The following is a 19,462-nucleotide window of genomic DNA, read 5'->3' on the forward strand; positions in this document are numbered from 1 at the left end:
CCTAGAAATACTCACGAATCGCCCTCCAGACACGTACGGCAAGCCCCATACCACTGTAACGATGGGTCTGTTGGTGCGACGGGCCGATGGCCCGGATGTCTACCGGATCGGCTGCGGCATAGAGGATCAGGCCGGTCAGCGTCGAAAAGCCCGGCTTGGCATGGGCATCGGCAAGCCCGCGAATTTCGGGCGCCTTGGCCACGCGAACCGACTTGCCAAGCGCGGCCTGGGCAAAGTCTGCCAGCCCGGTAAGCTCTGCGCCGCCGCCGGTGAAGACGACGAGCTGCCCCTTGGCGCCGGTAAAGCCCAGGCCTTTCAGTGCCTTGTTGACCTCTTCCATCAGGCGGCCGAGTTGCTGGGTAATCACCGAGACCAGTTCGGCACGCGGGATGCGATTGGCATCATCGGCATGGCGCGCGGCCGGGCCGGCGTTCTCTTCGCCCGGGGCATTGATGGGGATCATCTCGCGATGGTCCGCCGGGCTGGCTATGGCCGAACCGTTGACGCACTTCAGGCGCTCTGCCTGGAAGCGTCGGATGCCGAAGGCCGAAGCGATGCCGTCGGTAATATCGCCCGAACCCATCGGTATCGAGGCCAGGCCCAGCAGCATTCCGCCGGCATGGACCGAGACATTGGTCACTTCGGCGCCGAATTCGACCAGCGCCACGCCCAGATCGCGCTCTTCGGCGGACAGGCAAGCATAACCGGCCGCAATCGGCGATGCGACGACGGCTTCCACGTCGATATGCGCGTTCTGCACGGCCTCGGTGATGTTGCGCACCGGCGCACCGTCGGCCAGCATGACGTGGATATCCACTCCGAGCCGTTCGGCATGCAGGCCCTTCGGGTTGGCAACGCCATGCGCGCCATCAAGCGTGTAGTGCGCCGGCTGGGCATGCAGCACCATGCGCCCGTCGGGCTGGATCACGTCGCGCCCCGCGACGAGCAGGTGATCGATATCGTCCTGCTCGATGCGCCGGCCGCCGATCTCGATCTCCACCTGTGCGGTCTGGCTGGCGAGCCCTGCCCCGGACGTGCCGATCCACACGGAATTGACCGTCACACCGGCAATCTTCTCGGCCCGTTCCAGCGCATCGCGCACGGCATAGGTCGCGGCCGACATATCGGTGACATAGCCGCGCTTCACCCCCTGTGCCGCGCGGTGGGCGGAGCCGAGCACGACCATCTCGCCCGTCTCCGTGATCCCGGCGATCATGGCGGAAATGCGGAAAGAACCGATGTTGACCGCACCGAACAGGCGGGCAATGCGAGGCTGGGCCATCACTGCTGCTCCTTCTTCTTGGCGGCGGGCTTTGCCTTGTCAGTGTTCGCGCTGGCGACCTTGGTGGCCTTCGGCTTGTCGGCGCTGGCCGTGGCGCTGGTGGCCTTGGCCGGCTTCTCCTCCTCGTCAGTAGAGGCGCTTTCCTTCTTCGCCTCGGCCGCCTTGGCGGCAATCTTGGCGGATTCCTCGTCGCTGGCGCGCTCGGGGACGCGGAAATAGATCCGGCCGGCCGTGCGCATGTCGAAGACCGCGACCTTGCCGCCAAGCAGCCGGTTGACGCCATCGAGGCGAGCAAAGGTCATCAGGGCATTGGAGGCTTCCTGATCGCCTTCCGGCAGGGCCAGCGTCTGGTCAGTCTTGAACTTCACGTTCCAGCGGCGGTTGCCGACCCATTCGGCCTCGATCACCTGCGGCTTCAGCGCCGGTGCGGCCTCAAGCAGCTTGGAAAGCGCGGCGACCTGCTTGCCCGCCCCCGGACCGAATACCACGAGCTTACCCCGCGCACGTTCGGGCGAGATTGGTTCCAGTTCATGTCCGGAGGCATCGATCAGCATCAGCCGGTCGGGCTTGCGCAATACGGCGTGCGGCTTGCGTTCGACGATGTCGATCACCAGCCGGTCAGGCAACTGGCGCGATACGCGCGCATCTTCGATCCAGCTCAGCTGGACGAGTTCGGAACGGATCGCCTCGACATCGACCTCCGGCATCGGCCGCCCCATGGCCGTATCGACCCGCTCATAGACCTTGAGCTCGTTAAGCTGCTTGACGCCGCGAACCTCCACCCGGTTGACCGAAAGGCCGATATCGCCCGCCGCAATCGCCACCTGCCGGCCGATCAGTTCCGGCACGCCCGCCATCCGTGCGATGGCGACAACGGCAATTGCCGCCACGGCCAAGATGCCGAAAAGGAACAGCTTGTGCAGCACCTCCTCGCTTACTGGCAGCCAGTTCATGAAGGAATCGAAGGCAGACCCCGTCTTCGCCCGCGCATTGCGCATGGTGCGGGCCTTGGATTGCTGCGCAGCGACCTTGCGGACGGTGGTTCCCTTGCGGCGGATCGTCTGGCTCATGCGGCTCCCCCGGCTTGCCTGTCGCGCAGGGCCTCGGCAACGATTTCCTCGACGAGGTCTTCATAGGACATGCCGCAATGCCTGGCCTGTTCCGGCACCAGGCTGAGCGGGGTCATCCCGGGCTGCGTGTTCACTTCAAGCAGGAACAGCCCCTCGACGCCGCGCTCGTCATCCCAGCGGAAGTCGCTGCGGCTGGCGCCCTTGCAGCCAAGCAGCTTGTGCGCGCGCAGGGCAATGTCCTTGCAGGCCTCGGCGATATCGTCCGGGATCTCCGCCGGACAGACATGTTCGGTCATGCCATCGGTGTACTTGGCATCGAAATCGTAGAAGCCAGACTTCGGCTTCAATTCGGTGACCATCAGCGCCTTGTCGCCGATGACTGCCGTGGTCAGTTCCTTGCCGCGGATGAAGGGTTCGGCAAGCAGGCGATCGAATTCCTGCCACGGACCGCGTGCATCGCGGTTGATCGGGTTGCCCATGTTCCCGTCCGCAGTGACGATCGCCACGCCGACCGAGGAGCCCTCGTTCACCGGCTTCAGCACATAGGGGCGCGCCAGCGGATCGCGCGCGTACAGTTCCTCGCACTCGACAATCCGCCCACCGGGCATGGGGATGCCGTGCGGCACCAGTGCCTGCTTGGTCAGTTCCTTGTCGATGGCGATTACCGAGGTGGCGAGGCCGGAATGGGTATAGGTCAGCCCCATCAGGTCCATCATGCCCTGAACCGTGCCATCCTCTCCCGGCGTGCCATGCAGCGCGTTGAACACGACATCCGGCTTCGCCTCGGTCAGGCGCAGCGCGACATCGCGGTCCATGTCGATCCGGGTGACCTTGTGCCCGCGCGATTCCAGCGCCTTGGCAACGCCCTCGCCCGACATCAGGCTTACCGGCCGTTCGGAAGACCAGCCGCCCATCAGGACCGCGACATGAAGCTTGGGCAAAGTCACTTCTTACCAACCTGTTCTTTTGGCGCGGCGGCAGGCTTGCCAACGCGCTGAATTTCCCATTCGAGCTCAACGCCCGACGTTTCCCTGACGCGCGCCCGCACTTCCTCGCCCAGCGCCTCGATATCGGCGCTGGTGGCATCGCCGGTGTTGATGAGGAAGTTGGTGTGCTTCTCGCTCACCTGCGCCCCGCCGATCTGGAAGCCGCGGCAACCGGCCTTGTCGACCAGTTCCCACGCCTTCTGCCCGGGCGGATTCTTGAACGTGGAACCGCCGGTCTTGGAGCGCAGCGGCTGGCTGGCCTCGCGGCTGGCGGAAATCCGGTCCATCTCGGCCTGGATCGCTTGCGGCTCGCCGGGCCGTCCCTTGAACCGCGCGGCGACCACGATGGCGCCATCGGGCAGCTCGGAATGGCGGTAGGTGTAATGCAGGTCCGCCACCGGCAGCGTGACGAGCGATCCATCGCGCAGCACCACGTCGCAATCGACGAGGATATCCTTCACCTCGCCGCCATAGGCGCCGCCGTTCATGCGAACGAAGCCGCCGACCGTGCCGGGGATCGAACGCAAAAATTCAAGCCCGGCGATAGCGTTGTCGCGCGCGGTCGAGGAGACGAGGATACCGCTGGCACCGCCGCCGCAGTTCAGCGTCAGGTCAGCCACCTTCTCCACCCTGGCAAAGGCCTTGCCCAGGCGCACCACCACGCCCGGCACGCCGCCATCGCGAACGATCATGTTGGAGCCGAGGCCCAGCGCCATCACCGGCGCTGCCGGATCGAGGCCGCGCAGGAAGTCCTGCAGATCGGCGAGGTCCTTCGGCTCGAACAGCCACTCGGCATTTCCGCCCGACTTGAACCAGACGAGCGGAGCCAGCGGCGCATTGGCCGTGAGTTTTCCGGAAGCCTTGGGGAGGGTTCCAGTCGTCACCCGGCCCTCCGCCTGGCAATGGCATCGGCCAGTCCGGCTGCCCACTTGGTAATGTCACCCGCGCCAAGACAGACAACCATGTCACCCGGCTGCGCGACATCGGCGAGCGCGGCGGCAAGCGCTTCCGGGCCTTCGATCACCTGCGCGGAGCGATGCCCGCGCTCCTTCATGCCGGCGACCATCGCGGCGCTGTCCACGCCTTCGATGGGCTGTTCCCCTGCGGGATAGACCGGCGCGGCATAGACCATGTCGGCATCGTTGAAGGCGGACTGGAAATCATCCATGTGATCGCGCAGGCGCGTGAAGCGGTGGGGTTGCACCACGGCGATGACACGGCCCTTCACGCCTTCGCGCGCAGCGGCCAGAACGGCGCGGATTTCCACCGGGTGATGGCCGTAATCGTCGATCACGGTCACGCCATCGACCTCGCCCACCTTGGTAAAGCGACGCTTGACGCCGCCGAACTTGGCGAACCCGGTCTGGATCACGCTGTCGGCGCAGCCCATTTCGACCGCCACGGCAACGGCGGCAAGCGCATTCTGCACGTTGTGCCGGCCCGGCATGGGCAGTTCGATGCCCTCGATCCGCCGGAACGAACCGTCGCGCTGGCGCAGCACGGCGGTAAAGCGGTTGCCGCCCGGAACCGGCGTCACATCCTCGCCCCGCACGTCGGCCTGGGCGGAAAAGCCATAGGTGACCACGCGCCGGTCGCGCACCTTGGGGATCACCGCCTGGACTTCGGGGTGATCGATGCACAGCACCGCCGCGCCATAGAAGGGCACGTTCTCGATGAATTCGACGAAAGCGTCCTTCACCTTGTCGAACGAACCGTAATGATCGAGGTGTTCGGGATCGATGTTGGTGACGACGGCAATGGTGCCATCGAGCCGCAGGAACGATCCGTCACTCTCGTCAGCCTCCACCACCATCCAGTCGCTGGCGCCAAGCCGCGCGTTGGAGCCGTAGCTGTTGATGATGCCGCCGTTGATCACCGTGGGATCGACCCCGCCCGCATCGAGCAGCGCGGCGATCATCGAAGTGGTGGTCGTCTTGCCATGCGTACCGGCCACGGCGACGGTGTTCTTCAGCCGCATCAGCTCGGCCAGCATTTCCGCACGGCGGACCACCGGAATGCGATGCTCCAGCGCGTGAACAACCTCGGGATTGTCGCGCTTCACCGCGGTGGAAGTAACCACGACAGCGGCATCGGCAGCGTTCTCTGCGGCGTGGCCGATGAACACCTTGATCCCGCGCTTGCGCAGGCCTTCGACGACATAGCCTTCGGCAATGTCGCTGCCCTGCACAGTATAGCCCAGGTTGTTCATCACCTCGGCAATGCCGGACATGCCGATGCCGCCGATGCCGACGAAGTGGATGGTTCCGATATCGGTGCCGACGCCCTTCATTCCGGCGTCTCCATGGCCAGTGCTTCCTTGCCGTTCATTGCCCTTGTTCCACCGCCCACGCGGATCACGTCCATCAGCGGCGCCCCGCCGAAGCTTTCGACCAGGTCGGCAAGGTCCGATGCCGCATTGGGATAGCCGCAATTCCACGCAGCGTGCGCGGCATTGGCGAGCGTACCGGGATGCTGCGCCATGGCCTGAATCTGCTTGGCCAGCTCCACGGCGGTGAACTTTTCCTGCCGGATCGCCCGCGCTCCTCCGGCGGCGACCACATCGCGGCAGTTGGCCGCCTGGTGATCGTCCGTCGCGATTGGCAGCGGCACAAGGATGGCCGGACGCCCCACCGCGGTCAGCTCAGCGACGGTAGAGGCACCGGCACGGCCGATGAACAGGTGCGCGTCTGCCAGGCGCACGGCCATGTCCTCGAAATAGGTGCCGAGTTCGGCAGGAATATCATGCCCGGCATAGCGCGCGCGCACGGCCTCGATGTCTTCGGGGCGGCACTGCTGCGTCACCTGAAGGCGCATGCGCAGGGCCGGTTGCAGCATGGCAAGGCCATCGGGCACCACTTCGGAAAGCACCCGCGCGCCCTGGCTGCCGCCGGTTACCAGAACCCGCAGCAGGCCGTCTTCGGTGAACACGGGATAGGGCTTCTCGCGCAGGGCCAGCACGTCGCTGCGCACCGGATTGCCGACGATATGCACCTTGCCTTCATGCTTGGGCGAAAGCCGGTCGATCTCCGAATAGGCGACGGCAATCGCGTTCACCTTGCCCGCAAGGTAGCGATTGACCCGGCCCAGCACCGCATTCTGTTCATGGATAACGGTGGGAATGCCGGCAGAGGTTGCCGCCAGCAGCGCCGGCAGCGCGGGATAGCCGCCAAAGCCTACCACGCAGCTTGGCTCGAAACTCTCGAACAGGCGCAGCGCCATGCGCCGCCCTTCCATGATCGCCCGGATGCCCTTGATCCAGCTGAGCGGGTTCTTGCCCTGGAGGCGACCGGCCGGCAGGACGTGGGCAGTAAGGCCCGCAGGCTTGCCGGGGATCTGCGCGCCGCGATCGTCCGTGATCAGCGCGACGTGATGGCCGCGCCGTTCAAGCTCTTCGGCGAGGACAAATGCGGGGATCAGGTGCCCGCCCGTGCCCCCGGCGGCCAGCACGAAATGGCGGCTCACGGCGGTCATTTATGGGTCTCCGAGCGAAAGAGGTTGAAGGGTTCCCGGCGCAGGAAGGGATTGCGGCGGGTAATCGCCAGCATCAGCCCGATGCCGAAGCACAGCGCCAGCGTGGATGAACCACCATAGGAAATCAGCGGCAGGGTCATGCCCTTGGACGGGAACAGGCCCAGGTTCACCAGCACGTTGATGAAGGCCTGTCCGCCGATCTGCACGGCAAGGCCCGCCCCTGCGAGCAGCGTGAACAGGTCTTCCTCGTCGATCAGGCGCAGCAGCACCCGCACCACCAGCGTAAGGTAAAGGATGACGATCAGCAGGCAGAACAGCAGGCCGAATTCCTCGCCGATGACCGAGAAGATGTAGTCGGTGTGCGCTTCCGGCAGCGAAAGCTTGCGCATGCCCAGCCACAGGCCGTTGCCCGTCCAGCCACCGGCGGTCAGCGTCTTGTGCGCCAGGTCCACCTGGTCATAGGCCGTGCCGCCGCCAAGGAAGTTGTCGATGCGGTGGCGGGCATTGTCGTAGAGGAAATAGGTAGCGACAATGCCGGCCACGCCGGCCCCGATCAGGACCGAGATCTTCTTCATGTCCATGCCCGAAAGCGTGACAAGCACGAACCACACGCCGACGAACAGCACGGTGGAGCCAAAGTCCGGCTCGGCCATCAGCAGGGCAGACACCAGCAGCATCAGGCCGGCAGTGATCGGAATCACCGGAATCTGCGGATCGCGCAGCTTCCAGCTGAGAATCCAGGCCATCAGGATGGCATAGGCGGGCTTGAGGAATTCCGAGGGCTGAAGCGACCCGACACCCAGGTTCACCCAGCGCCGGGCGCCCTTTACCGAATGGCCGATACCCGGGACCAGCACCAGCACCAGGCCGACGAGCATGGCCGCCCCCAGCACGATGCCAACGCGCCGCGCCCATTCCTTGGACATGAACGAGGCGCCCAGCATCACGAGGATGCCGGCGAACTGCACGCGCAGTTGCAGCCAGAAGAAGTGCAGGTCTTCCAGCTTGACCTGCGCGGTGGAAAGCTTGCGCGCGCTGGCAGGCGATGCCGCCGCCACTGCCGCCGCACCCAGCGCCATCAGCGCCAAGACCAGCACCAGCGTGACGCGATCGATCTCGCGCCACCAGATGGCCACTTCCTGCCACTTGCTGCGGCGGCGCTGCCCGGCAGACGCAAGGCCCGAGCGGGGCACGAAGGGCGGGTTGCTGGCCATCAGCAGGTCGCCCCTTCCAGCAGGGCATCGACGATCTGGCGGAAGGCATCGCCGCGCGCTTCATAGTCGCGGAACTGGTCGAAGCTGGCGCAGGCCGGAGACAGGAGCACGACATCGCCGGGCTTTGCCGCTTCCATCGCCTGACGGATCGCCTCGCACATCATCTCGCTGCGGCGGACCGGCATATAGGGTTCGAGCAGGTCGGCGAACCTGGGTCCGGCCTCGCCGATCGTATAGGCAGCCGCGACATTGGCGAACCACGGCGCGCACTCGTCAAGGTCATCGCCCTTGGGCAGGCCGCCCAGGATCCAGTGAATGCGACGGTCCGGCTTGGGCGGAAAGGCGGCGAGCGCCGGGGCCGTGCTCGCCGGGTTCGTCGCCTTGCTGTCGTTGATGTACAGTACGCCGCCCGCTTCGGCCACGCGCTCCATGCGGTGCGGCAGTCCCTTGAACGTCGCCATCGCCGGGCGCCACTGCGCCTCGGTGATGCCGAGCGCCTCGACTATCTCCACCGCAACCGCGGCATTCTGCAAGTTGTGCGGTCCTTGCAGAGTCGGCCAATCCGGCTGCATCGGCGCGATCCGCGAACCATCGGCATAGTGCACCAGCCCGGGTACGCGGCGGGCCTGCTCATGCGTGGCGATGGCCAGGGTTTCCGCATCGCCGGTGCCGAAAACGGCATGCTGGTCCGCCCGCTGCATCTGCGGCAGGCGCGCCTTCGACGCGGCATAGCCTTCGAACCCGTCATAACGGTCAAGATGATCGGGCGTGATGTTGAGCAGCGCCGTGACTTCGCAGGCCAAGCTGCGGGTCAGGTCGATCTGGTAGCTCGACAGTTCGAGGACATAGACCCCGCCCGCCGGCAGCGGCTCCTGCCCCAGGATGGGCAGGCCGATGTTGCCGCCCATGCGCACCGGCAGGGCAGCGCTTTTGAGCAGGTGGTGCACCAGCGCCGTGGTGGTCGACTTGCCGTTCGTGCCGGTGATCCCGACCACACGGTGCGCGGACAGGTCTGGCCGGGCCAGCGCGAACAGTTCGATGTCGCCAATCACCGGCACGCCGACGGCCGCAGCCTCGCTGGCTATGGGATGGGAGTTGAGCGGTACGCCGGGCGAAACCACGACACCATCGAACCCGGCAAGGTCGGCCCCCACCGGATCGCTCAGTTCCACCTTGTCGCCGAATTCGACAGCGACAGCCTGGCGCGGCTCGTCGCGGCTGTCCCAAGCCATGACATGCGCCCCGCTTTTCACCAGGGTGCGCACGACCGCCATCCCCGAGCGGGCCAGCCCGAGGACGGCATAACGCTTTCCGGCGAAGGCGGAGCTGACGATCATCTGAGCTTCAGCGTCGAAAGACCGATCAGCGCAAGGATGATCGAGACGATCCAGAAGCGGATCACCACGGTCTCCTCTTTCCAGCCCTTCTGCTCGAAGTGGTGATGGATGGGCGCCATCTTGAACACGCGCCTGCCGGTGCGCTTGAACCAGAACACCTGGATAATCACCGACAGCGCCTCCATCACGAAGAGGCCGCCGACGATGGCGAGAACGACCTCATGATGTGCGGCGACGGCGATGGCACCCAGCGCCCCACCCAGGGCAAGGCTGCCAGTATCGCCCATGAATACGGCGGCGGGCGGCGCGTTGAACCACAGGAAGGCAAGGCCCGCCCCCATGATCCCGGCGCACAGGATCGCCAGTTCACCAGCGCGCGGCACGTGCGGAATGCCGAGGTAGGTTGCATAGTCGATACGACCGGCGAGGTAGGCGATGATCGCGAAGGTACCGGCGGCAATGATCACCGGCATCGTCGCCAGGCCATCAAGCCCGTCGGTCAGGTTCACGGCATTGCCCGCGCCGACCATGACCACGGCGGCAAAGACATAATAGAGCGGTCCCAGAGGGATGTAGCGATCGGTAAAGGGCACGTAGAGGTTCGTGCTGATCTGGCTGACGATGATCCAGGCCGCGATACCCGCGACAAGGAATTCCAGCGCCAGTCGCAGCTTGCTGGAAAGCCCGGCGGTGGAGCGCTTCTTCACCTTGTCGTAATCGTCCATGAAGCCGATGGCGCCGAAACCGATCGTCACGGCCATGCAGGCCCAGAGGAACGGGTTGGACAGGTCCATCCACAGGATCATGGAAATCACGAGGGAAATCAGGATCATCAGCCCGCCCATCGTGGGCGTGCCGCGCTTGGCAAGGTGCGTCTGCGGACCGTCCGTGCGGATCGGCTGGCCCTTGCCCTGGCGCACGCGCAGCATGTTGATGAACCGCGGACCGATGATCAGGCCGATAACCAGCGCCGTCATCAGTGCGGCGCCCGCGCGGAATGACTGGTAGCGGATCAGGTTCGCGATACCCGGGAAATGCAGCCATTCGGCGATGAGGTACAGCATTCCGCGGCGATCCTATTCCTTCCCTTCGACGAGCGCGGCGACAACGGCGCCCAGCCCCACCGAATTCGATCCCTTCACAAGCACGGCGTCGCCCTGCTTAAGCCCGAGTTCCGCCAAGGCTGCGAGCGCCTCGGCAGGCGTCCGGCAATGGGCGAAGGGCACGGCATTGCCAAGCGCGGACCCCGCAGATTTCCCCAGTTCGTCGGCCAGCGCGGTCATCTCGTCGCCGACAAGCACGGCAAAGTCCACCAGCGCCCCTGCAAGGGGTTCAGCGAGCGCCGAGTGAAAGCCGGGGCCGAAATCGCCCAGCTCCTTCATCGCCCCCAGAACGGCGATGCGCCGCAGCGCCGGAGTGGCACCCAGCTGCGCCAGTGTGGCCCGCATCGAAGCAGGGTTGGCGTTGTAGCTTTCGTCGATCAGCAGCGCCTCTCCGCCGGCAACCGCGATTTTGTGGCGAGCGCCCCGCCCCTTCATGCCTTCCATCTCGGCAAGCGCCAGACCGGCAGCCCCGAGATCGCCGCCGGCAGCGCGGACAGCGGCAATCACGCCGAGCGAGTTGGATACCCAGTGCTCGCCCGGGGCGGCAACCGTGTAGCACAGGCGGCGATCGCCAAGATCGGCGGTAACCAGCGATCCGCCGCCGGGTGCCTGCACGGCATCGAGCAGCCGGACGCTTGCGTGGGCCGCCGTGCCAAAGGAGACGACCTTCGCGCCCTGACGCTCGGCAGCGGCGCGCAGCCGCCAGTAATGCGGGCTGTCCGCCGGAATGACGGCCGTGCCGCCCGGCTCCAGCCCGAGGAAGATTTCCGCCTTGGCATCGGCGATCGCTTCCTCGCTCCCCAGGTTTTCGATGTGCGCCGGGGCAATCGTTGTGATCACGGCAACGTGCGGGCAGACCTGCGTGGTCAGTGCGGCGATTTCGCCGGCATGGTTCATGCCCATTTCGAATACGCCGAACTTTGCCCGCTCGGGCAGCCGTGCAAGGCTGAGCGGCACGCCGACGTGGTTGTTGTAGCTCTTGACCGAACGGTGCGCCTGTCCGTTGGAACCCCGGTCGAGCGCGGCGAAGATCGCTTCCTTGACGCCGGTCTTGCCGACCGAGCCGGTCACCCCGACGATGCGCGCATGGCTGCGCTCGCGCGCCGCCTTGGCAAGGTGCTGGAGCGCAACGAAGGTATCCTTGACCAAGATATGCGGCCCGCGCACCGGCCGGTCGACAATGGCGGCGGCGGCACCCTTCTCAAAGGCGGATTCGACGAAGCGGTGGCCGTCCATCGCCTCGCCCTTAAGCGCGAAGAACAGGTCGCCCGGAAGCACGTCGCGGCTGTCGATCTCGACGCCCGAAACCTGGAAATGGGCGCTGGCCGTGCCACCGGTGGCCCGCACGATCGCCTCGGATGTCCACAAGGCCAGACCGGCATCGTCGAGCGCCTCGATGGGCCAGTCGATCAGGGCGGCAATGTTCATTGTCCGGCACACTCCCGGGCTACGGTCACATCGTCGAAGGGAAGGACGCGGGCATCTGCGCCCCGCCCGATGATCTGGCCCTGTTCATGGCCCTTGCCCGCGACGAGGACGATATCGTCCTTGCATGCCTCGGCAACGGCGGCGGCAATGGCCTCGCGGCGGTCTGCCACTTCGCGGGCGGCGATTGCCCCGGCCATGATCTGGCGGCGGATCTCGGCAGGATCCTCGCCGCGGGGGTTATCGTCGGTAACGATGGCAAGGTCCGCCTGTTCCACCGCAACCCGGCCCATCTGCGGACGCTTGCCCGCGTCCCGGTCCCCGCCTGCACCGAATACGACGATCAGGCGGCCGGCAACGTGCGGGCGCAGGGCCGCAATCGCGGCTTCCAGCGCATCGGGCGTATGGGCATAGTCGACATAGACCGGCGCCCCCGCCCGCGTGATCGCCGCCCGTTCGAGGCGCCCGCGCACCGGCTGGAGGCGCGACAGGGCATCGAAAACCCGGTCGGGCGCCTCACCCGTGGCAATCGCGAGGCCTGCGGAAACGAGGGCGTTCGCCGCCTGATAGGCGCCGATCAGCGGCAGGTTGATCTTGCGGGCATCGCCTTCGAAAGCGATTTCCAGCACCTGGCCAAGCTGGCCGGGCGTACGGCCCAGCAGGCGGATGCCGTTGCCCTTCTCGCCGACCAGGAAAAGATCGAGACCACGCCCGCGCGCAACGGCGGATGCCTTTGCCGACCATTCGTCGTCCGCCCAGATCACGGCGGTGCCGCCATCCTCAACCACTTCGGAAAACAGCCGCATCTTGGCGGCAAAGTAATCGTCCATGTCCTTGTGGTAATCGAGGTGGTCGCGGGAAAGGTTGGTAAAGGCCCCCGCCTTCACGCGCAGTCCTTCGTTGCGGAACTGCGACAGGCCGTGGCTCGAAGCCTCATAGGCCACGTGGGTCACGCCTTCACGGGCCAGGCCGGTCATATTGGCCAGGAAGGTGACGATATCGGGCGTCGTCAGACCGGTCGAGACGCTCTCGTCGCTGGTGGTGACGCCCAGCGTGCCGATGGAGGCCGCGCGGTGGCCGGCCATCCGCCAGATCTGCCGCGTCATCTCGACGGTGGACGTCTTGCCGTTGGTGCCGGTCACGGCAACCACGGTTTCAGGCACAGGGGTGAAGAAGCGGGCTGCAAGGCGGGCGAAGGTGCGGCGCGGATTGGCGTCGGCGATATGGATCGCCCCTTCCACTTTCGCTTCGGGCCGGGCGACCACGGCAACCGCCCCTGCCTGGATCGCGGCCGGAATGAAGTCCTCACCATTGACGGTAGCGCCCTGGAAGGCGCCGAAGACGCACCCCTGCGCGACCTTGCGATTGTCGATGGCAAAGCCGGTGACCAGCCGGTCTGCGCCACCGGGGAGAGAAATCCCGGCCGCATCGGCGATCTGGCCCAGCTTCATTCCCCTTCTCCGTTGGCGACGAGCGGCGCAAGGTCCGTCAGGTCAACGTCGCGTTCGGCATCGGGCATCACGCCCAGCAGCGGACCGATGCGGGGCACCACCTTGCCCACAACGGGGGCAGCCGTGTAGCCCGCGGTGCGCTGGCCGGACGTGGCAGCGGTACCCTTGGGCTCGACGATGGTGGTCACCACGACATAGCGCGGGCTGTCCATCGGGAAAGCGGCCGCGAAGGTCGAGACGACGCGATCCTTGTGATAACCGAACTGGTCGGCCACTTCTGCCGTGCCGGTCTTGCCGCCGACCCGGTAACCGGCGGCATTGGCCGACTTGCCGGTGCCGATGCTGACGATCAGGCGCAGCAGCTGGCGCATGCGCGCGCTGGTCGATGCCTTGAACACCCGACGGCCAGCGGGGGCCTTGTCGGGATCGATCTTCATCAGCGTTGCCGGGCGCCAGATGCCGCCATTGACCATCGCCGCATAGGCCGAGGCGATGTGCAGCGGCGTAAGCGAAATGCCGTGCCCGAAGGCCACGCGGGTGGTGGTGATGTTGGACCAGTCGCGCGGCAGCTGCGGATTGCGACGGCCGGGGAGCTCAAGATAGGGCTTTTCAAAGAAGCCCAGCGCCTTGAGGCTGCCGCTGACTTTCTCCGGGCCAAGCGCCTCGCCGATCTGGGCCAGCACGATGTTGGACGAGTGGATCAGCGCTTCGGGGACGGTGAGCGAAGCCCCGTAGCTGTGGTGATCGTGCACCGGCCTGCCGGCAATCACCATCTTGTCACCGGCGGGCCAGCGCTTGGCCATGTCGGTCACCAGGCCTTCGTCGATGGCGGCAGCTACGGTGAGCGGCTTGAACACCGAGCCAAGCTCGTAGTTCTGGCCGGTCATCACGTTGTGCATCAGGCCCTGCCCGTTCTCGCCGTAGACGAGCGGACGGTTGGGATCGAACGAGGGGGCAGAGGCAAAGGCAAGGACTTCACCGGTTTCGACATCCAGCACGATGCCGCCACCGCCCTTGGCTTCGCTGGCCGCGATGGCCTTGCCCAGTTCATCCTCCAGCGCGCCCTGCACGCGCGCATCGATGGACAGCGGCACCGGCTGGCCGCGCATGGCAGGATCCTTCAGCCGCTGGTCAAGCACCTGCTCCATGCCGACCATGCCCTTGCCGTCGCGGTCGACATAACCCAGCACGAAGGCAGCCATGGTGCCCTGCGGATAGAAGCGTTCCTCCTCGCGCGGGAACTGCAGCGCTGCCTCACCGAGCGCCTGGACCTTATCGGCTTCTTCGGGGAGCACCCGGTGGCGGATATAGGCGGACTTGCCGGAGGACAGCACAGAGACGAGCCGGTCGTAGTTTTCGTCCGGGAAGATGCGCAGCAGTTCGGTTGCCAGTTCCTGCGGGCTTTTCACCAGCGGCGGCGCGCCATCCATCGGGCGCGCATCGAACCACAGGGCGAAGGTCGGCAGGGCGCGGGCGAGTGGGACGCCATTGCGATCGACGATTTCGGCCCGCGGCGGCTGCAGCGCCTCGTCCAGCGTCAGGCTTTCAGGCGCGTTGCCACCGAAACCCAGCAGCGCCAGCCGCACCGTCGCGGCAAAGGCCAGCGCGCCGAAGCCGCTCGCAACGAAGACAAGCCGCCACTTGGCGACGTGAAGCATGCGCTGGCGCACGTTGACGAGTTGCAGCCGCCCCGATCTGGCTTTGGTCGAGACGGCGATCGCGCTCATTCGCGGACAGTGTCCTTGTCGCGGGAGGCCATGCCGCCAACCTGCGAAAGACGTGCGCCCAGGTTCTTGCTGGTCGTGGCTGAAGCGACGCGGGCGCGCTCAGGCTTGACTTCGGCCGCCTGTGCCTTGCCCGAAAGCGGGTTCACCAGGGTGGGGAAGCCGTCGGTCTCGTTGCGGTCGGCGCTGGCGACCATGATGGGTGCCGGGGCATCGGCCGCGCGCGGCTTGCCCAGCGCGGCAAGCTGGCGCTCGCTTTCAAGATACTGGGCCGGCGTCGGCGCCTTGTAGCCGAATTCGAAATCGTTCAGCGCCGTCAGCTTGCGCTGGCTGGCGCGGGCTTCGAACTCGGTCTTGAGCAGCTCCTTGTGCTGCCGGACCGAAACCAGGCTGCGTTCGACCAGCCGCACCTCGCTCTTCACCGCATTGACCCTGAAGGTCAGCGCCGTGAGCAGGGCGAAACAGATGGTCAGGATCGCGGCCCAGCCAATCTTCTGCAAACGGGAACGGGTGACGATCATGCGGCCCTCCTATCGGGAGCAGGCGGTGCAGCCGTCCGCACGGCGCTGCGGAGCGTCGCGGAACGGGCACGGGGATTACGGACAATTTCCGCCTCGGACGGACGGATGGCTTTTGCGACCTCGGAAAAGGTGGGTGCCGCTGCGGCGCCAACCTGCGGCAGGTGGCGGGATGCTGCGGGAAGTGCGCCGCTGGCCTTGCGCAGGAACTGCTTGACCACGCGGTCTTCAAGGCTGTGGAAGCTGACAACGGCAAGCCGGCCACCCTCGGCCAGCAGGGCTTCGGCGGCAGCGAGCCCTTGGTGCAATTCCTCCAGCTCCGCGTTCACATGAATGCGGATCGCCTGGAAGGAGCGCGTCGCGGGATCCTTGGGCGCACCGGGACGATAGCCCAGCGCCTTGCGCACGACATTGGCCAGCTGGCCGGTCGTTTCGAGCGGGCGGGCGGCCACGATGGCGCGGGCAACGCGGCGCGACTGGCGCTCTTCGCCGTACTGGAAAAGCACGTCGGCGATTTCGGATTCGGCCGCTTCGTTGAGGAAGTCTGCCGCGCTCGGCCCGGACTGCGACATGCGCATGTCAAGCGGACCGTCCGAAGAAAAGGCGAACCCGCGGGCCGACTGGTCGAGCTGCATCGAGGAAACGCCGATGTCCATCACGACGCCGTCAACGCGGGAGATGCCCGCCTCGTTCATCGCCGCGAGCATTTCGGAGAAGCGGCGCGGATGCAGCACCAGCCGCGGCTCTTCGCCCTGGCACTCCGGCCAGGCGCGGCCGGCGGCAATGGCGTCGGGGTCGCGATCGAAGGCGTGCACCGTGGCACCGGCATCGAGCAGGCGGCGGGTATAGCCACCTGCACCGAAAGTGGCATCGACGATCAGCGTCCCGGGCGCAGGGGCGAGCGCATCGATCACTTCGTCAAGCAGGACGGGGATGTGCGGAGCGGCGCTCACTTCGCGGCCTTTCCGGCCTTGAGGCGAGCAAGAGCGCCAGCGCAATTGCGCTTGAGCGTTGCGTGCTCATCGTCGAGCGCATCGATGACTTCCGGGCTGTAGATCAGGAAGTTGGGGCCGGCGCCCTGGAAGTAGAGCCGGTCGGAAATGCCGGCATGCTCGATGAAATCGGCGGGCAGGACAAAGCGGCCGCTGTCATCGAAGGGGAAGGTTTCGAAGGAGAACAGATCGATTTCGCGGTCTTCGCGGTTGAACGCAGTGCCGAGCGCGATGGCGTTCGCCTCTTCCTTGTCGATCTGGGCCTCAAGCTCCGCCTTGCGGGAAAGGCCGAAGCCCATCAGGCACTGGCGATCGGGATGGATCTGAAGGCAAAGCACGCGCTGACCATCGGAGGACTGGCGGACAAGGCGGCGGAATTCGGGCGGCAGGACGAAACGGTCGCCACCGCCTTTCAGCGTGACCTCCCTTCCGTTGTACCTGACCGGTCCTTCGCTCACGTGCCCCAGCCCCGCTCCAGCTGCCCCAATTCACGGAACAGGTTCCCCCTGCCCGACCGCGCGCCCTCGCGATCGGCTGACCCCCTGGAGAGTCGACAAATGGAATCATCCCGATTGGACGTAATTCTTAACGCGGATAGCGCGGGGTGGGAAGGGGTAGAGTCGGTTTTTTTGGGTTTTTCTCGTTAAACTATTGATTTTACGTAATAGCTGCGCGCGAGATCACAACAAAACGCCACGCAGGCGCGTGTTGCAAATCCCTGTTTTTATTGATTTTAGTTTGCGCATCCCAAGCGGGATCCGGGTTCACCCCGATTTTCCCCGACCGTGGTTCAGCGCGAGTTTTCCACAAGGCCCACCAGCCCGGCAAAGGCCTTGGCGGCCGGTTTTGCGCGCTCGCCATCGCGCGGTTCCAGCAGTGCTGCGTCCGCCACGATGATGGCAAGGCCCTTGCCGGGCCGGCAGCGGGCAACAAGTCCCGCGGCAGTGATCGTGCAGCTGCCCTGCCCGGCCTTGAACGCCCCCGGCAGATTGACGGGAATTTCCAGCCCCTCGGCCTCGGCAAGCCGCTCTCCCGGCGGCGTCCGCTCGTCGAAGCGCAGTTCCAGCCCCCAGTGAGCGAGCAGCGGATCGACCATGGCGATGGCCTGGGGCCTGCGACCATCGCCAACGGGAAAGATCGATTCCGCCGTAAGCATCGGATCGGCCAGCAGCAGAAGGCGCCCCCCGCTGCGCACCCAGCGGTCCAGCGCCACCATCTCTTCGGGTGCAAGCGGCCGTGGCTGGGCGAGGACCGCGATGTCCGTTCCGCGCAGGCTCTCGTCACTCACCACGTCGAGCGGGCGCAGCTTGCCGCGCGCTTCAAGCTCGCTCCGCGCCCAGTGCGGTGTTGCATCGGACTGCTGGAGGGTGGCGGATATGTCCGCATGCTCGTCCCACAGGATGGGCAGGCTGGTCATCACGGCAATGCTGCGATTGCCCTGCGCCTTGCCATTGCAGGCACCCAGAGCCGCGAGCAGGGCCGCGGCCATTGCCAGCCGGGCGATCAGCGCCCCTGTGCCGCAGCGCCCTTGGGCGCGGTCTGGCTCGTTTCGGGAGAAGGCACCGCGCCGATATCGGCCAGCGGATCGCTGTTGGACTTGGAAGGCGCCTCTGCCTGCACCTGCGTTCCGGTAACCCCGGCTTCGGCCTGCTTGGCCCGGTCCATGATGATGTTGGCCAGCCCGACAAGCAGCAGCATGGCCGCAAGGCCGAATATGCCGATCTGAAGGCGATGAACGGCCTGCGCGCGAATCTCGCGCGCGCTGGGCGGCATATAATGCTGCGGCCCGGGACCCTTCGGGCTATGGTTCGGCCTTGTTGCCATTGCTGCCGGGTTTACCGCTTCCGCCACCTCAGCGCAACCACGGGAATACGGGAAGTCCCTTGGCCTTCAGCCATTCCGGATTGTACAGCGATGACAGATACCTGAAGCCGGTATCGCAGAGAATTGTCGCGACACGCGCGTCCTCGCGCCCTTCTGCGACCAGCTGTCGGCCAAGCGCAACCGCACCGGCGACGTTGATTCCGCTCGAAAGGCCAAGGCACAGGCCTTCCTCCGACAGCAGCCGGGAGACCCATTCCAGCCCTTCTTCGTCGGAGATGCGGAACTGCGTGTCGATCGGCGCGCCTTCAAGGTTGGCGGTGATCCGCCCCTGCCCGATCCCTTCGGCAACCGAGCTGCCCTCTGCCAGCAGTTCGCCGTGGGCATAGTAGTTGTAAAGCGCCGCTCCGTGCGGGTCGGTCAGCGCAATGCGCACGTTCTCGTCGAATGCCTTGAGGCCAAGCCCCACACCGGCAATCGTCCCGCCGGTCCCCGCCGCGCAGGTAAAGCCATCGATGCGGCCGCTCATCTGCTCCCAGATTTCCGGAGCCGTGCTTTCGATGTGAGCCTTGCGGTTGGCGACATTATCGAACTGGTTGGCCCAGACCGCACCCGGGGTCTCTTCCGCCAGACGGCGCGAGGTATGGACGAAGTGGGCCGGATCGACGAACTTCGTCGGCGGCACCAGCACCAGTTCCGCGCCAAGGGCGCGCAGCGTGTCCATCTTTTCCTTGGACTGGTTGTCCGGCATGACGATCACGGTCTTGTAGCCAAGCGCATTGGCGACAAGCGCGATGCCGATCCCGGTATTGCCCGCCGTGCCTTCCACGACGGTGCCGCCGGGCTTCAGTTCGCCCCGCGCCTCGGCATCGCGGACGATCCACAGCGCCGCCCGGTCCTTCACCGAGGCGCCGGGGTTGGCGAATTCGCACTTGCCCCACACTTCGCAACCCGCCGCCTCGCTCGGCCCCTGAAGGAGCACGAGCGGCGTGTTGCCAATCAGGTCGAGCGACGAGCTTGCGACGATACCGGTCATAGGCCGAGAGCTAGGGCTTCGCAGCCCCGCCC

General features: G+C 66.0%; 18 protein-coding genes. All 18 read right to left on the bottom strand.

From position 1 onward, the window contains the following. Nucleotide 1: 1 nt before the first annotated feature. Complete coding sequence (gene ftsA, locus C0V78_RS05490) at nt 2-1,282, bottom strand: cell division protein FtsA (protein ID WP_101796794.1); 1,281 nt, start codon at nt 1,280-1,282, stop codon at nt 2-4. Beyond that, complete coding sequence (locus C0V78_RS05495; RefSeq protein WP_101796795.1) at nt 1,282-2,352, bottom strand: cell division protein FtsQ/DivIB; 1,071 nt, start codon at nt 2,350-2,352, stop codon at nt 1,282-1,284. The genes ftsA and C0V78_RS05495 overlap by 1 nt, the downstream gene beginning before the upstream one ends. Then, complete coding sequence (locus C0V78_RS05500) at nt 2,349-3,299, bottom strand: D-alanine--D-alanine ligase (protein WP_101796796.1); 951 nt, start codon at nt 3,297-3,299, stop codon at nt 2,349-2,351. The genes C0V78_RS05495 and C0V78_RS05500 overlap by 4 nt, the downstream gene beginning before the upstream one ends. Then, complete coding sequence (murB, locus tag C0V78_RS05505; protein ID WP_101796797.1) at nt 3,296-4,222, bottom strand: UDP-N-acetylmuramate dehydrogenase; 927 nt, start codon at nt 4,220-4,222, stop codon at nt 3,296-3,298. The genes C0V78_RS05500 and murB overlap by 4 nt, the downstream gene beginning before the upstream one ends. Continuing rightward, nucleotides 4,219-5,628 carry a UDP-N-acetylmuramate--L-alanine ligase gene (murC, locus tag C0V78_RS05510; RefSeq protein WP_101796798.1) on the bottom strand — a complete coding sequence of 470 codons (1,410 nt, stop codon included), beginning with the start codon at nt 5,626-5,628 and terminating at the stop codon, nt 4,219-4,221. The genes murB and murC overlap by 4 nt, the downstream gene beginning before the upstream one ends. After that, the gene (gene murG / locus C0V78_RS05515) at nt 5,625-6,809 is read right to left on the bottom strand and encodes an undecaprenyldiphospho-muramoylpentapeptide beta-N-acetylglucosaminyltransferase (RefSeq protein WP_101796799.1); all 1,185 of its coding nucleotides are present in this window, start codon (nt 6,807-6,809) and stop codon (nt 5,625-5,627) included. The genes murC and murG overlap by 4 nt, the downstream gene beginning before the upstream one ends. Continuing rightward, entirely contained in the window at nt 6,806-8,023 is a 1,218-nt protein-coding gene (locus C0V78_RS05520) for a putative peptidoglycan glycosyltransferase FtsW (protein ID WP_101796800.1), read from the bottom strand. Before C0V78_RS05520 ends, murG begins: the two co-directional genes overlap by 4 nt. Beyond that, complete coding sequence (gene murD, locus C0V78_RS05525; RefSeq protein ID WP_101796801.1) at nt 8,023-9,360, bottom strand: UDP-N-acetylmuramoyl-L-alanine--D-glutamate ligase; 1,338 nt, start codon at nt 9,358-9,360, stop codon at nt 8,023-8,025. Before murD ends, C0V78_RS05520 begins: the two co-directional genes overlap by 1 nt. Further along, nucleotides 9,357-10,424 carry a phospho-N-acetylmuramoyl-pentapeptide-transferase gene (gene mraY / locus C0V78_RS05530; RefSeq protein ID WP_101796802.1) on the bottom strand — a complete coding sequence of 356 codons (1,068 nt, stop codon included), beginning with the start codon at nt 10,422-10,424 and terminating at the stop codon, nt 9,357-9,359. The genes murD and mraY overlap by 4 nt, the downstream gene beginning before the upstream one ends. 12 nt (nt 10,425-10,436) lie before the next feature. Further along, a complete protein-coding gene (gene murF / locus C0V78_RS05535) occupies nt 10,437-11,891 on the bottom strand; it encodes a UDP-N-acetylmuramoyl-tripeptide--D-alanyl-D-alanine ligase (protein ID WP_101796803.1) in 1,455 nt (484 codons plus the stop codon). Continuing rightward, entirely contained in the window at nt 11,888-13,339 is a 1,452-nt protein-coding gene (locus C0V78_RS05540) for a UDP-N-acetylmuramoyl-L-alanyl-D-glutamate--2,6-diaminopimelate ligase (protein ID WP_101796804.1), read from the bottom strand. Before C0V78_RS05540 ends, murF begins: the two co-directional genes overlap by 4 nt. Then, on the bottom strand, nt 13,336-15,066 hold the full coding sequence (locus C0V78_RS05545) for a penicillin-binding protein 2 (RefSeq protein WP_101796805.1): 1,731 nt from the start codon (nt 15,064-15,066) through the stop codon (nt 13,336-13,338). Before C0V78_RS05545 ends, C0V78_RS05540 begins: the two co-directional genes overlap by 4 nt. Next, nucleotides 15,063-15,584 carry a hypothetical protein gene (locus C0V78_RS05550; RefSeq protein ID WP_101796806.1) on the bottom strand — a complete coding sequence of 174 codons (522 nt, stop codon included), beginning with the start codon at nt 15,582-15,584 and terminating at the stop codon, nt 15,063-15,065. Before C0V78_RS05550 ends, C0V78_RS05545 begins: the two co-directional genes overlap by 4 nt. Then, nucleotides 15,581-16,534 (bottom strand): 16S rRNA (cytosine(1402)-N(4))-methyltransferase RsmH, encoded by a 954-nt coding sequence (gene rsmH / locus C0V78_RS05555; protein WP_101796807.1) that lies wholly within the window; start codon nt 16,532-16,534, stop codon nt 15,581-15,583. Before rsmH ends, C0V78_RS05550 begins: the two co-directional genes overlap by 4 nt. Further along, nucleotides 16,531-17,031 (bottom strand): division/cell wall cluster transcriptional repressor MraZ, encoded by a 501-nt coding sequence (locus C0V78_RS05560; RefSeq protein WP_216822160.1) that lies wholly within the window; start codon nt 17,029-17,031, stop codon nt 16,531-16,533. Before C0V78_RS05560 ends, rsmH begins: the two co-directional genes overlap by 4 nt. Nucleotides 17,032-17,363: 332 nt before the next feature. Beyond that, nucleotides 17,364-18,062 (bottom strand): DUF4350 domain-containing protein, encoded by a 699-nt coding sequence (locus C0V78_RS05565; protein ID WP_101796808.1) that lies wholly within the window; start codon nt 18,060-18,062, stop codon nt 17,364-17,366. A gap of 14 nt (nt 18,063-18,076) precedes the next feature. Next, complete coding sequence (locus C0V78_RS05570; RefSeq protein WP_254049831.1) at nt 18,077-18,346, bottom strand: hypothetical protein; 270 nt, start codon at nt 18,344-18,346, stop codon at nt 18,077-18,079. A gap of 79 nt (nt 18,347-18,425) precedes the next feature. Further along, on the bottom strand, nt 18,426-19,430 hold the full coding sequence (locus C0V78_RS05575; RefSeq protein WP_101796809.1) for a cysteine synthase A: 1,005 nt from the start codon (nt 19,428-19,430) through the stop codon (nt 18,426-18,428). Nucleotides 19,431-19,462: the final 32 nt, after the last annotated feature.

It is taken from the genome of Novosphingobium sp. TH158 (genome assembly GCF_002855555.1).
Lineage (GTDB): Bacteria > Pseudomonadota > Alphaproteobacteria > Sphingomonadales > Sphingomonadaceae > Novosphingobium.

Bases quoted from the DNA above. Each gene is read 5' to 3' on its own strand.
- murC (WP_101796798.1), bottom strand. From the start codon at position 5,628: ATGAAGGGCGTCGGCACCGATATCGGAACCATCCACTTCGTCGGCATC.
- C0V78_RS05575 (WP_101796809.1), bottom strand. From the start codon at position 19,430: ATGACCGGTATCGTCGCAAGCTCGTCGCTCGACCTGATTGGCAACACG.
- C0V78_RS05570 (WP_254049831.1), bottom strand. From the start codon at position 18,346: ATGCCGCCCAGCGCGCGCGAGATTCGCGCGCAGGCCGTTCATCGCCTT.
- C0V78_RS05565 (WP_101796808.1), bottom strand. From the start codon at position 18,062: ATGGCCGCGGCCCTGCTCGCGGCTCTGGGTGCCTGCAATGGCAAGGCG.
- murD (WP_101796801.1), bottom strand. From the start codon at position 9,360: ATGATCGTCAGCTCCGCCTTCGCCGGAAAGCGTTATGCCGTCCTCGGG.
- mraY (WP_101796802.1), bottom strand. From the start codon at position 10,424: ATGCTGTACCTCATCGCCGAATGGCTGCATTTCCCGGGTATCGCGAAC.
- C0V78_RS05495 (WP_101796795.1), bottom strand. From the start codon at position 2,352: ATGAGCCAGACGATCCGCCGCAAGGGAACCACCGTCCGCAAGGTCGCT.
- C0V78_RS05545 (WP_101796805.1), bottom strand. From the start codon at position 15,066: ATGAGCGCGATCGCCGTCTCGACCAAAGCCAGATCGGGGCGGCTGCAA.
- ftsA (WP_101796794.1), bottom strand. From the start codon at position 1,282: ATGGCCCAGCCTCGCATTGCCCGCCTGTTCGGTGCGGTCAACATCGGT.
- C0V78_RS05520 (WP_101796800.1), bottom strand. From the start codon at position 8,023: ATGGCCAGCAACCCGCCCTTCGTGCCCCGCTCGGGCCTTGCGTCTGCC.
- murF (WP_101796803.1), bottom strand. From the start codon at position 11,891: ATGAACATTGCCGCCCTGATCGACTGGCCCATCGAGGCGCTCGACGAT.
- C0V78_RS05550 (WP_101796806.1), bottom strand. From the start codon at position 15,584: ATGATCGTCACCCGTTCCCGTTTGCAGAAGATTGGCTGGGCCGCGATC.
- C0V78_RS05540 (WP_101796804.1), bottom strand. From the start codon at position 13,339: ATGAAGCTGGGCCAGATCGCCGATGCGGCCGGGATTTCTCTCCCCGGT.
- murG (WP_101796799.1), bottom strand. From the start codon at position 6,809: ATGACCGCCGTGAGCCGCCATTTCGTGCTGGCCGCCGGGGGCACGGGC.